The organism is Streptomyces sp. NRRL F-5122 (genome assembly GCF_001507435.1).
Taxonomy (GTDB): Bacteria; Actinomycetota; Actinomycetes; order Streptomycetales; family Streptomycetaceae; genus Streptomyces; species Streptomyces lannensis.
The window spans coordinates 23,907-36,568 of sequence record NZ_LMWH01000265.1 but is presented as its reverse complement, the minus strand read 5'-3'; the positions used below and the strand labels follow the sequence as shown (position 1 = coordinate 36,568).

Here is a 12,662-nt window from a genome sequence, read left to right as displayed (position 1 = left end):
GTCGTACCTCGGCTTCCTGCCCCGCTTCTACGACGTGCACCTGGAGCCCGAAGAGTTCCCCTTCCTCGTCCAGGGCGAGCACTTCGAGACCGGCCATCTTTGGTTCGTCGTGCTCCTCCTGGCGTTCTCCCTCATGCTGGTGCCGTTCCACCGGTGGCTGCCGCGCGAGCGCGTCCGCCGCATCCGTGACCGGGTGGCGGAGGTGACCCTGCACCGGCGGGGCGTCGTGTTCCTGCCGGCCCTCGCCTTCGCGGCGATCTGTGCCTTCGCAGGGCTGGAGGAGGACTACGCGGGCTGGCACCGCTGGTCGTACCTGCTGTTCTTCGTTGCCGGCTACGCGCTCGCCAGCGACGACCGCTTGCGCACCGTGATGCGGCGCGAGGCCGGGACCGCAGCCTGGCTCGGCGCACTGCTGTTCGCGGCAGCCGGCCCCGGATTTGCCCTGGCCGACGAGCCCTTCACGGAGATGACCGCCCTGGCCACCGTCTCACGGGCGCTGTTCGGTGCGGCCGGATGGTGCCTGGTGGTCGCCATCCCAGGCCTCCTCGACCGTCGGCGGCCAGAGCGACCGCGTGCGGCGCCGAACCCGACCCCGACGACGCGTCGGCGTCTCTATGGCTATCTCGCCGCAGCCGTGCTGCCGCTGTACGTCCTGCACCAGCCGATCGTGGTCGCCGTCGCATACTTCGTGATCGGCTGGTCTGCGCCGATCCCAGTTGAGTACGCCGTGATCGTGGTGATCGCCCTCATCCTCACCCTCACCGCGTACGAGCTGCTGGTCCGCCGCACGCGGGCGACCCGCTTCCTGTTCGGGATGCGACCCTAGGGGCGTCTCGAATGTGCTGGTCACAGCCACTCGTTGATAGCCGCTACGAGGACGGTCGCCTCGTAGCGGACCGCGAGCTTGTCGTACCTCGTGGCCACCGCACGGTGCCTTCTGAGGCGATTGATACCGCGCTCGACCGCGTGCCGAGCCTTGTGGTCCTCCGGGTCGAACTTCGGCGGACGGCCGCCGCGGGAGGCGCGTTTCCCTCGGTTGCGGGCCTGGCCGGCCTTTGTCCGGGATGGTGCAGCGAATGCCAGGTCTGCGCAGGAAGCGCGGTTCTTGCGGGAGGCGTACGCCTAATAGGCACTGTGGATTGGCAGTTGTCAGTCCTGGAGGGGCGGGCCGGCACTGGGCGTTCGCCCCACCGGCACCGCCATCGCTCGCAACAGCTGCTTGACCCCAAAGCTGCATGGGGTGTCTTGTCGGCGCGCCCCCGCCTCGGCCGGGTGCGCGGTCTACCGAACCCCAGCCGGGGCACCCTGATGCGGCCGAGGACGACCTCGAACTGCGGGAGCCCCCGCGCTGCCCGGCGGTGATCTAGGACAGCCCGCAGGGACAAACGGCTGCCCACGTCCTCGACGGCGGCAATCTCAGCGATACCCAGCTCGCCAACGTGTCTCTCACCTACGGGCACACCGCGCTCCGATTAGGTCGGGGAGCGCGGCTTCCCTGGGGGCTTCGGCAGGGCGCCGCGGGCTCCTGAGCCGTCACTCCTTGACCGCCCCCGCATTGGCCCCTTGTACGAAGTAGCGCTGGAAGCAGAAGAAGAGCGCTGCCACCGGCAGTGTGGAGAGCAGGGCCGCTGCCAGTTTCAGCGGGTACTGGGTGCCGCCGCCGAGTCCGCCCGACACGAACCGTGCGAGTCCGGTCGTGAGCGTCTCGTACTGGCTGGACTGAGTTGCCACCAGGAAGTGAGTGAACTCGTTCCAAGAGCCCTGGAACGACAGGATCGTCAGGGTGATGAGTGCGGGTCGCGCCATGGGCAGGACCACCGACCAGAAGATCCGGAAGACGCCCGCACCGTCCACCCGGGCGGCTTCCTCCACTTCACGGGGGATCGACTCGAAGAACTGCTTCATGATGAAGATGCCCGCCGCGTCGACGAGCAACGGAAGAATCATGCCTGTGTAGGTGTCGAACAGCCCGAAGATGTTCAGGACGAGGAACTTCGGGATCAGCAGCGCCACGCCGGGTACGGCCATCACTGCCAGGACGAAGCCGAACAGCAGTGACCGGCCGGGAAAACGCAGCCGTGCGAGTGCGTATCCCGCCATCGAGTCGAACAGCACCCGACCGGCGGTGACCAGGACCGCGACGAACGCGGAGTTGCCCAGCCATCGGAAGAACGGTACCCCGTCCCCGGCCCGACTCAGCCCGAACAGGCGCTGGTAGGCGGCGGTCGTCGGGGTCGACGGCACCAGCGCCAGAGGATGCGAGGCCGCGTCCGGGTCGGTTTTGAACCCGGTCACCAACTGGATGGCGAACGGGAGCACGTACAGCAGGCCGAGCGCCACGACCAGTGCGTAGCCCAGAACCCGCAGGGGCAGCGGAAACCTGCCGAGAACCGGACGGCTCGGCTGCCGGACGGCTTCGGTCGTGGTCGTCATCGGTTCCTCCCTGTGCCGGCGTTACGCTCTCGCAGGGCCCAGCGCTGCAGGGCGGTCATGCAGAGGATCAGAGCGAGCAGCACGAAGGCGATGGCCGCGCCCTGTCCGAAGTCGGCGTCGTCGAATGCGGCCGAATACGACAGGAAGGCGGGTGTCAGCGTCGTGTTGCCGGGGGCGCCCTGACCCATCACGTACACCTGGTCGAAGACCTGCCAGGTGGCGATCAGCCCCAGGGTGAGGACGAGGAAGAGGACAGGCCGCAGCGCGGGCAGGGTTACGTACCGCAGCATCTGGAAGCGGTTGACGCCCTCGATGGCGGCTGATTCCTCCAGCTCCCGTGGGATGTCCTGGAGGGCGGCGAGGAAGATCAGCATGAAGGTGCCGGAGGTCGTCCAGACGGCGAGCAGGATGAGCGTGCACATCGCGACGGACGGGCCGGACAGCCACTGGTACCAGGACAGGCCCATGAACGAGTGGGAGGCGAGCACGCCGGTGGGATGGTCGGGGTCGACCAGGCCCAGCGCGCCGAGCAGCAGAGACAGCACCCCGCGCGGGTCTGCGAACCAGTTCGGGCCCTTGATCCCGATCCAGGACAGCATCGTGTTGACGGCGCCGCTGCCTTGGAACAGGAAGAGGAAGACCGTGGATACTGCGATCGAGCTCGTGACGGAGGGGAAGAAGAACACGGTGCGCAGAGCACTGCGACCGCGCAGCATGCGCTGGTTGACGACGAGCGCCAGCACCAGGGCGAGGGCGGTCTGGAGCGGCACTGTGAGCAGCACGTAGTAGGCGGTGTTGCGCAGTGAGGTCGCGAACAGCGTGCGGTCGAGGCCGTCCTGGGTGAGCAGGGACCGGTAGTTGTCGAGCCCCGCGAATTCGGCCTGTCCACTGAACGGGTTGGACTGTCCGTCCCAGTGCAGCAGGCTCACCCACAGCGCCATCAGGATGGGCAGGACGAGGAAGAGGCCGAGGACGAGCACCATGGGGCTGACGAACAGCCAGCCCCATGCGCCGTCGGCGTGCCGGTGGCCCGCACGCGGAGCACGGCCCGCGTGGGGCGCCGTGGTGGGACCGGACCCGCCGGACGCGTCAGGTGCGTCCGGCGAGCCGGTCGTTCCAGGGTTTCCGGCCTTGTGCGGGCGGGAGACGGGCGAGGCGTCACCGGGGGGATTCTGCGTTGCGCGGGTGGTACGGGGGGACATGACGGCTCAGTTGCCCTTCGTCAGGGCCTGCTCGCCGTTGCGCTGGAGGGCTGCGAGGATCGTCTTGGGGTCGGTGGTGCTCAGCGTCTGCAGATCGGTGTTGAACTGGCTGAGCACCTTGTCGAATCCGGCTATGGTCACAGGGCCCTGCGCGTAGGCGGCTGAGTCGACCCATGCCTTGGCGTCCGGCTCCTGTCGGGCGTAGGTGTCGAGGGTGCTGGTACGTGAGGGCATGACACCGAAGGCATCCGCGAACGTCAGCTGCTGCTTCGCGGAACTGAGGTACTTCACGAGGTCCACGGCGGCCGTCCGGTGGGCGCTCTCGGCGGCCACGCCCCAGCAGGTACTGAAGGCCAGCGTGCCTTTTCCGGACGGGCCGGCCGGCAGTTCGACCATCTTGTACTTGACGTTCGGATAGTCGAGCTTCATGGCTCCGGTGAGCCAGTTGCCTTCGATGGTCATGGCGGCCTTGCCCTTGCCGAGGGCCTCGCCGCCCCAGCTGGTGTCGACCTGCTGCGCGTACTTCAGCGCACCCGACTTCAGCAGGGACCGCACGAAGCCGAGTCCTTCGGCGTTCTGGGGGCTGTCGGAGGTCATCTTCGACTGCTCGGGGTTGGTGACCCATCCGCCCGCCTGCTTCATGAAGACGCCGAGCCGCTGGTATTCGTTGGTGGTGACCAGCCCGGTGACGCCGCCCTTGGTCAGCTTGCCCGCGACCGCCTTCAACTCGTCCCAGGTGGTCGGGTAGTCGTTCTCGGTCAGTCCTGCCTTCTTCCACAAGTCGGTGTTGACGGCGAGCGCGAGGGTGGAGGTGTCCTTCGGCAGACACACCAGCTTGCCGTCGTACGAGAAGGAGGTGCGCAGCTGCGCGGAGAAGTCATCCGCGTCCTTGATCCGGTCGCCGTAGGCGTACAGTGAGCCGGCTTTCGCGTAGTTGGCGAACTGGTCGGAGTTGACGTAGAAGACATCTGGCGGCTTGTGCCCGGCGAAGGACTGGGCGAGCTGCTGGTTCATGTCCTTGGCGACCTCCACGGTCACCGAGTTGCCGGATTGCTTCGCGTAGGCGGCCGCCGCGTCCTTGACGGACTTCGTCTCGGCGTCGCCCGATGTGGCGATCAGCACCGTCAGGTGCTGTCGACTGCCGGTGTCCTGCTCCGTCTTGCTGCCGCTGCCGAAGTTCGACGAGCAGCCCGTAGCGGCGAGCAGTGCTGCGCAACTGACGATGGCCGCGGCCGTGCGGGTGGTCATGTGTGCCTCCGGGGATTCGAGGTGGGGACGTGCGGCTCCACCCGGGCGGCACGGCAGGCAGTGGGCCCGGGGTGGGTTGTCAAAGGGAACAAGTGGGGGGCGGCCCGAGGAACCGGTGCCGGCTGTCTACCGGGCCGCCGTCGAGGTCGTCGGCCCGCTCGGACCGGGATGCACCGCGGGAGTGCTGTCCCGGACGACGAGGAAGGGTTCCAGCAGGACCCGTTCCGGTGGCGCTGAGGCGTCGGCCATCCGTGCCAGCAGCAGCCGTACGCACTCCCAGCCGACCGCCTCCATCGGCTGGGCGATCGTGGACAGGGTCGGGGAGAGGATCGCGGCAGTGGGCGAGTCGTCGAAGCCGATCACGGACACGTCCCGGCCCGGGGCCGACTCACGCTCACGCAGCGCGTGGTAGCAGCCGAGAGCCAGCATGTCGCTGGCCGCCACGACGGCTGTGACGCCCGCGTCGAGCATCGGCTTTATGGCGCTGCGCGCGGAGTCGATGTCGTCCACGCTCTGCGCACGACGCCCACGTGTCGGCAGTCCGTGCCGTCGCATGGCTCGCTGCCAGCCCTCGGCGCGGTCGTCACCGACACCGGAGCCGCGTGGCCAGCCGAGAAAGGCGATTCTGCGGTGCCCGAGGGCGACCAGGTGCTCGACCGCGGCGTCCGTGCCCGAGGCGCCGTCCACGTCGACCCAGTCGCCGATCTGGCGACCCGACCACATGCGGCCGAAGCCGACGAACGGCACGCCACGCTGGGCGAGCCACGCCTGGCGCGGGTCCTGGCGTGCCGTGCCGCTGAGCACGAATCCATCCACCTCGTGCTGCCCGAGCAACTCCTCGTAACCGTCCAGGGTCGGGCCGCCCGGCGGGCACGCGAACAGCAGGATGCGATAACCGGCCTCGTCGGCTGCCTGGGACAGCGCATGCAGGAAACGATCCATGACCGGGGTCGCGGAGCCCGCCGGGGTGGGCTGGACGCCGTAGCCGATCAGCTTGCTGGAGCGGGTGCGCAGCGTCTGTGCGGCGCGGCTCGGCCGGTAGCCCATCACGTCGATCGCGTGGCGGACCCGTTCCAAGGTCTCCGGGCGCAACAGGTCCGGTGAGTTGAGGGCGTTGGAGACGGTCTGTGGGGAGACCCCGGCCCGGCGGGCGACCATGGCGAGGGTCACCGGGCCGCCCTTGGACGAGGAACTGCTGGTGGAGCGGGGCATGCGGGTCTCCGACATGAGAGGACGAGCAGGGTATTACCGGACGCATTGGAGCGTTCCAATGGCATTGCCAGCGCCTTGACTTGGCCATTAGTGTCATTGGAACGATCTAACGCTGAGAGGTTCTTCTCTTTTGGACAGCACTGTCAAGACCCAAGACGCCAACGGTCCGATCGCGGGGGCTGCACACACCACCGAGGGCCTGCAGCCGTTCCTGCACGACGCGGTCGTCTCGCTGTACGCGCCGAGCTTCGTGATCTCACGTGGGGACGGACAGCTCGACGGAGGAGCGGACGGCTTCTTCCACGGTGACGGCAGGGCCCTTTCGCGACTGACCACCACAGTCGACGGCATCGCCCTCACGCCGATCGCGGGCGGATTCAGGGAGGCGGATCGGGCGGACTTCCAAGCGATTCTGCGCGGGCTGGGCGAGGTGACGCCGGACCCGGCGGTTGCACTGCACCGCCGCCGCACGGTCACGTCCGGTCAGCTGGAGGAAGAACTCGAGGTCGTCAACTCGGGTACCCGGCACGTGAGTTTCCTGCTGGCGGTCACCGCCGGCACCGACCTTGCCACGATGGAGGAGGTGAAATCGGGACGTCGCCCGGCGCTCGTACCGGCGCGGTCGCAGGACGGCGCCGGACTGGCCTGGTCCCGCGACACCTTCAGTGTGCGACTGGTCAGCGAACCGGCCCCCGACACACTCGACGCCGCAGCGGGCCGGCTTTCCTACGACGTCGAACTGGCCCCCGGTACCTCATGGACGACCAGGCTCCGGTGCACAGCGGCGTATGCGGAGGGCGACCAGTTCCCGGCACCCCCGGCGGACACCCTGCCATGGCGGCACCCCGTCCTGCGCAGCGCGGACCGTCGCTTCGACCACTGGCTGCAGCAGTCGGTCGCCGACCTCGATCGACTGCGTCTGACGGATCCGCAGTCGAGCGAGGGGCAGACGGGCACAGGCGGCCGTCTGGATCAGTTCCTGGCCGCCGGCGCCCCGTGGTTCCTGACTCTGTTCGGGCGTGACTCGCTGTGGGCCGCCCGTATGCTGCTCCCGCTCGGCACCGATCTGGCGCTCGGTACGCTGCGCACACTCGCGCGCCGCCAGGGCGCCGTCCTCGATGTGGTCACGGAGGAAGCGCCGGGCAAGATCCTGCACGAAGTACGCCGTGCGACACAGGACTTCACGGACTCCTTCTCCCTGCCGCCGGTGTACTACGGCACGGTGGACGCGACACCTCTGTGGATCACGCTGCTGCACGATGCCTGGCTCTGGGGCCTGGTCCCTGAGGAGGTCGAACAACTGCTGCCGCACGCCGAGTCGGCGCTCGCCTGGATGCGCGACCACAGCGCCGCGGGTGACGACGGCTTCCTGAAGTACGTGGACCGGACCGGCCGAGGCCTGTCCAACCAGGGCTGGAAGGACTCCGGCGACGCCATCCGGCACCAGGACGGACGCCTGGCCGAACCGCCCATCGCCCTGTGCGAGGTACAGGCCTATGCCTACGAGGCCGCCCGCGCCGGAGCAGCCTTGCTGAGGGCGTTCGGACGGCCCGGAGCTGACGCATGGGAGGACTGGGCGGAGCAGCTCGCCACCCGTTTCCGCAAGCGATTCTGGGTCGAGGACGCGACCGGCCCGTACCCGGCGGTCGCATTGGACCGGGAGGGCACGCCCGTGGACGCGGTCACGTCCGGCTTCGGACATCTCCTCGGCACAGGCCTGCTGAACCAGGAGGAGACCGCGCTGCTGGCGGCGCGGCTGACGGCCCCCGACCTCGATGCGGGTCACGGCCTGCGCACACTCAGCAGTGCAGCGGTGGGCTTCAACCCCTATGGCTACCACATCGGTTCGATCTGGCCGCACGACACGGCCATCGCCGTGCACGGCCTGGTGAGGGCGGGCTTCGCCGACGCGGCCGCACCACTTGCGGCGGGCCTGCTGACGGCATCGGCCACCTTCGACGCACGCCTGCCCGAGCTCTACGCCGGCCACGGCAGCGAAGCCGTCGCCCGCCCAGCCCCCTATCCGGCGTCCTGCCGCCCCCAGGCCTGGGCGGCAGCGTCATCGGTACTTGTGCTGCGCGCGGCGCTGGGCCTGGATGCGAACGTCCCGGGCGGCACGGTCACGGTGGCCCCCGGATTCGCCAGCTCGTACGGGCCTCTGACGGTGACGGGACTCCAGGTCGGCGGGGGACCGTTGGACATCACGCTGGCGGCGGACGGGACAGTGAGTGTGACAGGTCCGAAGGGACTGACCGTCGTGGCCACGACTGACCGGTAGGGGCGATTGCACGTGATCCGCCTTCTACGAAGGTCATTCCTCAGGGCGGAAGAGTTGTTGATGCCCAATACGTGCTCTGGGACGGCCACGTCGTGTCAAAGGTGAACGTCTCGACCGCCGAGACCCGACGAGGATGCCGATGTCCTGGCGCAGGTAGAAGCGTGCCTGTTCCAGGGCTTCTCGGGAACCGACATGCGGGCAGGAGGTCTGTGCCGGGCGCGAACACGGCGGCGGCAGAGGCGACGATGCGTTCGGGCATGCCGGAGCCCTGGCACGGGCCACAGCGGCCAGGACCGGGCCCAGATCTGGCTGATCGGGGCGGCGGGTGAGGTCGAGTTCGAGGATCTGCGGCAGGGCTCGAGGTACTTGACTGCCGAGTTCCCGGGCGTCGCCGGGAGGGAGAAGGTGCTGCAGAAGGCGGTGCTCGAGCTCGGGGGCCACGCCCTTCGCGGGCTTCGTCACCGTCGATCTGGTGACGCGCGCGGATGCCTTCACGGGTATCAGGTGGCGGCGGGCCGGGCCCGGGCCGAAGCGACGGTCGTGCCGGCGGTACACCGAGGGGTCGTGTGACCGTCTTTTGCCTCCGGGCGGCTCACGGCTACTGGCTCGGGTGGACAGCCTGGACGCCGGTGCCTGCGTACGCCTTCGGCGTCACAGTGAGCAAAAACCGGCCGGTGGGTTGGGCCACGGAGGGACGAGCGGCGTGGACGGCGGCCCAGGAGTGCCCGAAGCGCAGCAGCTCGGTGGCGGTGACCGCGGCGTCGGTGTCGAACGTTTCGATGTGGATGAACCGCAGGCCCTTGATGTAGCTGAGCAAGCCCGGCCGCTCGGCGTCGCCGGCCGTCAGTGACAGTACCGGCGCATACAGATCACCGACTCCGTCGGAGGCCTGGACGTAGAACGCGGCGACCGCCTCGTTGAACGGATCCTTCGGGTCGTACAACGCCGCGGCGGTTGTATGGTCCAGGACGACCGCGATCGCCGCCACTACGCGACCGCCCGCGGACCGTGCTAGGCGGCGCCCAGGCGCTCCAGCAGAGTCCGGGCCTTCGCCTCTCCCTCCGGACTCGGCGCGTTAGCGAGGGCGGAGGCGAGCTCGGAGCGGGCCAGCTCGGCACGCTCGGCGTATTCGGCCTGCGTCGGCGTGCTCTGCGCCAGGTCCTCGACCAGGCCGTGGATGGCCGTACCGCGCTCGGCCGCCAACTGGGCCGTCCGGTCCCGCGCGGCGGTCCCGGCCCGGCAGACGCGGGTACGGTGCGCGTGTCCAGGGGCGGGTCACCTGGACCAGTAGCCGAAGAAGTGAAGGTTCCGGTCTTTGAGCTGCGGCCGTGATCTCGATCAACGCCGCGACTACGACGAAGCAGAGGTCCGCCGATGAGTTCGGCCGGCCGGGCCGGTCTACCACGACGCACGCCATCGAGGCACTGAAGGAGACCCGCCATGTCCAATCCCGCGCACCCCGGCCGCATGCTGTTCGTGAACATGCCTGTAGCGGACCTCGAGCGCAGCAAGGCGTTCTTCTCCAAGCTCGGGTTCAGCTTCAACCCGATGTTCACCGACGAGACCGCCGCTTGCATGCCGGTCGGCGAGCAGGCCTTCGTCATGCTGCTCAGCCGCGAGAAGTTCGCGGAGTTCGCCAAACTGCCGATGGCTGATCCCACCACGCACACACTGGCGCTGTACTGCTTCAGCGTGTCATCCCGCGATGAGGTCGATGCGGTCAGCGCCGCGGCGCTCGCGGCGGGCGGCTCCGAAGCTGATGGTGCCGAGGACCACGGCTTCATGTATTCACGCAGCTTCTATGACCTCGACGGCCACGGCTGGCAGGTCATGTGGATGGACCCGGCGGCAATGGAATAGGCTCCGAGGCGTTCTCGGCCTCCATCGCCGGACACCGCGCGTTCACGCGCGAAGTCCGACAGTGCCTGTCGCGTTCCACCGCTGCCCGAGATGCCCGCACCTCTCGGCCTGTTCGGGGTCACCGACCCGGCGGACGTCGCATGGTTGCGCGCGATGCTCTCTGGCCAGCCGGTGCGCTGCCTGCAACAACCGGTCCGGCTGGACAACCCGGCCGTGGACGGGATTGCGCGTACGCACATCCACTGCGTCGGCGTAATGCCGGTGGGCATCACGCGGCGGCCCGTCCCCGCGATACAGCCCAATGGTTCTCCGGCACGGGTGTGGGAACTGCCGACCGGGCACGACTGCACGATCACCATGCCAACAGAGCTGACCGAACTGCTGCTCAAGCTCGGCCTTTAGCCCTGGGATCGATGGCGAGCCTCCATAGGCCACAAAGCACCAGATACGGGAGGCGCCGGAGTGTCTCCGAAGGGCCCGCCACCCATCCAGTGGGTCACGGTCTCCATCGGCCGGAACCTCCAAGCCGATGGCGATGGGGGCATCGGGCCGGGGCGGGGGAGGCAGATGCGGGAGTGAGAGGCCCCGCCCCCGCATCCGCGGACCGCGGACTCGATCAACTGAGACCGTAAGCGGAGCGGACGCGGGGGAACAGGACGAACATCGCTCCCGGCGCCGGGCTGAGCCCGTGCATCTTGGGCTCAGCCCGGAAGATCGGTTACTTCTGCCAGCCGACGGTTTCCGGCAGGGGGGTGGCGAAGATGGTGGCGCCGACGTTGGCCAGGCCCTTCTTGACGGCGTAGATGGAGGGGCCGCTGAACAGCGGCAGGAATGCGTACTGCGCCAGTTCCTTACGCTCGATGGTGTTGGCCTGGGCGGTCTGCTTGCCGGCGTCGGAGATCTGGGATGCGGCGTGTATCTCCTTGTCCAGGTCCGGGGTTCCGGTGCCGGTCAGGTTGGAGTCGCTGTCCGTGCCGTAGAACTGGTACAGGTAGCGGGCGCCGAAGGGGTCTGTGGAACGGTTGCCGGACAGGAAGAGGTCGAAGTCCCGCTCGCTGAGGATCTTGGAGAAGTCCGCCTCGTCGGCCTTCTTGATGTCGACCTGGATACCGACCGGCTTCAGCATCGCAGCGAACGCGTTGGCCGTGGCCTTGTCCAGCGGATCGTCGCCGAGCAAGGTGTAGCCCACGGTGAGCTTGGCCCCGTCCTTCTGCCGGATACCGTCGCTGCCAGCCTTCCAGCCGGCAGCATCCAGGATCTTCTTCGCATCGTCGGGCGCATACTTGATCACCGACGAGACGTTGTCCGAGTAGCCCTTCTGGAAGCTGTAGAGCAGTGCCGAGCCGGGAAGCGGCTCGGAGTAGTCCAGCCCCTGGAACTGGATCTTGGCGATCTGGGCCCGGTCGATGCTTTCCAGCAGCGCCTTGCGCACCTGGATGTCCTTGAGTGCCGTGGACTTGGCGTTGACGTAGAGCGAGTACTCGAAGGGGCTGCCGCCACGGCGGATCTCGGTGCCGTTGACGCCGCTGATCTGCTTCAAGTCCTCGGCACTGCCCGTGGAGGCGTAGTCGACCTGGCCGTTCTTGAATGCGTTGATCGCCGCAGCCGAGTCCAGGTTGACGTAGATCCGCTTGTCGAGCTTGCCCTTCTTGCCCCACCACTTGGGATTGCGGACGAAGGTGAGGTTGCCGCTCTTGGTGTCGAAGGTGCCGACGGTGTAGGGGCCGGCGCCCCACTCGGGGTGGGCCTTCTTCACGTAGGCGTCGTTGAAGTGGGCGACGGTGGCGGCCTTGGGGTGCAGGAAGGTCGTGAAGAGGCTGGACCACCAGGGGTCGACGCCCTTGAAGTCGATGACGGCCTGCTTGTCGTCGGTGCCGCGCGTGACCGAGGTGATGTTGCGGTAGCCCTCGGTGTTGATGGCGTTGTAGTCCTTGTTCGTGCCGTTGTTGGCCTGCCAGGTCGCGTTGACGGCCTTCCAGTCGATCGGGGTGCCGTCGTTGTAGGTGGCCTTGGGGTTGAGGGTGAGGACCACGCGCTGGTTGCCGCCGTTGACGGTGACCTTGACGTCGCTGAGGTAGTCCGGGTTGTACTGCACCTCACCGGTTGGGGAGTAGGTGATGACGTCGGGGTTGTACCAGAACCACACGCGGGTGGCGGTGAGGGTGGCGTTGGCGTTGAACGGGTTGCCCTGGTCGTCGAAGGTTCCGGGGGTGGTGTAGGTGCCGCCGTCCTTGATGTTGTTGTACGGCTGGGGGTTGTATTCGACCTTTGCCGAGGCCACAGCGGGCGCCGCACCCGTGCCGCGCTTCCCGGCGTCCGGTGCGCTGGATCCGGAAGAGCTGCAGGCGGTGACAGTGAGGGCGAGGGCCGCGGTGAGCGCGGCGGCAGAAGCGATGGTCGATCGCATGGGGAAGCGGATCCATTTCTTC

10 protein-coding genes and 2 pseudogenes are annotated in these 12,662 nt (G+C 68.1%); 4 read left to right on the top strand and 8 right to left on the bottom strand.

What is annotated here, in order from left to right; all coding sequences use genetic code 11:
- The coding region (locus ADL25_RS35590) for an acyltransferase family protein (protein ID WP_059132033.1) at positions 1–826 on the top strand (826 nt) is incomplete at its 5' end.
- 418 nt (positions 827–1,244) lie between these two features.
- Here ADL25_RS35590 and ADL25_RS52360 read toward each other — a convergent pair.
- The 5 genes and pseudogenes from ADL25_RS52360 to ADL25_RS35570 all read right to left on the bottom strand — a co-directional run.
- A pseudogene (locus ADL25_RS52360) lies at positions 1,245–1,363 on the bottom strand (IS5/IS1182 family transposase); the annotation flags it as partial.
- A gap of 170 nt (positions 1,364–1,533) precedes the next feature.
- Complete coding sequence (locus ADL25_RS35585; RefSeq protein WP_199839267.1) at positions 1,534–2,433, bottom strand: carbohydrate ABC transporter permease; 900 nt, start codon at positions 2,431–2,433, stop codon at positions 1,534–1,536.
- Complete coding sequence (locus ADL25_RS35580; RefSeq protein ID WP_059132040.1) at positions 2,430–3,416, bottom strand: carbohydrate ABC transporter permease; 987 nt, start codon at positions 3,414–3,416, stop codon at positions 2,430–2,432. The genes ADL25_RS35585 and ADL25_RS35580 overlap by 4 nt, the downstream gene beginning before the upstream one ends.
- A 225-nt stretch (positions 3,417–3,641) precedes the next feature.
- Positions 3,642–4,883 carry a sugar ABC transporter substrate-binding protein gene (locus tag ADL25_RS35575; RefSeq protein ID WP_059132032.1) on the bottom strand — a complete coding sequence of 414 codons (1,242 nt, stop codon included), beginning with the start codon at positions 4,881–4,883 and terminating at the stop codon, positions 3,642–3,644.
- 126 nt (positions 4,884–5,009) lie between these two features.
- Positions 5,010–6,095 (bottom strand): LacI family DNA-binding transcriptional regulator, encoded by a 1,086-nt coding sequence (locus ADL25_RS35570; RefSeq protein ID WP_059132038.1) that lies wholly within the window; start codon positions 6,093–6,095, stop codon positions 5,010–5,012.
- Between the two features lie 130 nt (positions 6,096–6,225).
- Between ADL25_RS35570 and ADL25_RS35565 the strand changes: the two genes are divergently transcribed.
- Entirely contained in the window at positions 6,226–8,373 is a 2,148-nt protein-coding gene (locus tag ADL25_RS35565; protein ID WP_059132031.1) for a glycogen debranching N-terminal domain-containing protein, read from the top strand.
- 598 nt (positions 8,374–8,971) lie between these two features.
- Here the strand turns inward: ADL25_RS35565 and ADL25_RS35560 are convergent.
- Both ADL25_RS35560 and ADL25_RS35555 read right to left on the bottom strand, forming a co-directional pair.
- Positions 8,972–9,361 (bottom strand): hypothetical protein, encoded by a 390-nt coding sequence (locus ADL25_RS35560; protein ID WP_059132030.1) that lies wholly within the window; start codon positions 9,359–9,361, stop codon positions 8,972–8,974.
- A 23-nt stretch (positions 9,362–9,384) separates the two neighbouring features.
- On the bottom strand, positions 9,385–9,576 hold the full coding sequence (locus ADL25_RS35555) for a hypothetical protein (protein WP_059132029.1): 192 nt from the start codon (positions 9,574–9,576) through the stop codon (positions 9,385–9,387).
- A gap of 237 nt (positions 9,577–9,813) precedes the next feature.
- Here ADL25_RS35555 and ADL25_RS35550 point away from each other — a divergent pair, with 237 nt between their 5' ends.
- The gene (locus tag ADL25_RS35550) at positions 9,814–10,233 is read left to right on the top strand and encodes a VOC family protein (RefSeq protein WP_181923272.1); all 420 of its coding nucleotides are present in this window, start codon (positions 9,814–9,816) and stop codon (positions 10,231–10,233) included.
- 51 nt (positions 10,234–10,284) lie between these two features.
- Positions 10,285–10,635, top strand: a pseudogene (locus tag ADL25_RS35545) (alpha/beta hydrolase); the annotation flags it as partial.
- A gap of 316 nt (positions 10,636–10,951) precedes the next feature.
- Here the strand turns inward: ADL25_RS35545 and ADL25_RS35540 are convergent.
- The gene (locus ADL25_RS35540; protein ID WP_059132028.1) at positions 10,952–12,640 is read right to left on the bottom strand and encodes an ABC transporter family substrate-binding protein; all 1,689 of its coding nucleotides are present in this window, start codon (positions 12,638–12,640) and stop codon (positions 10,952–10,954) included.
- Positions 12,641–12,662 lie beyond the last annotated feature (22 nt).

Bases quoted from the DNA above. Each gene is read 5' to 3' on its own strand.
- ADL25_RS35570 (WP_059132038.1), bottom strand. From the start codon at position 6,095: ATGCCCCGCTCCACCAGCAGTTCCTCGTCCAAGGGCGGCCCGGTGACC.
- ADL25_RS35540 (WP_059132028.1), bottom strand. From the start codon at position 12,640: ATGCGATCGACCATCGCTTCTGCCGCCGCGCTCACCGCGGCCCTCGCC.
- ADL25_RS35580 (WP_059132040.1), bottom strand. From the start codon at position 3,416: ATGGTGCTCGTCCTCGGCCTCTTCCTCGTCCTGCCCATCCTGATGGCG.
- ADL25_RS35575 (WP_059132032.1), bottom strand. From the start codon at position 4,883: ATGACCACCCGCACGGCCGCGGCCATCGTCAGTTGCGCAGCACTGCTC.
- ADL25_RS35550 (WP_181923272.1), top strand. From the start codon at position 9,814: ATGTCCAATCCCGCGCACCCCGGCCGCATGCTGTTCGTGAACATGCCT.
- ADL25_RS35585 (WP_199839267.1), bottom strand. From the start codon at position 2,433: ATGACGACCACGACCGAAGCCGTCCGGCAGCCGAGCCGTCCGGTTCTC.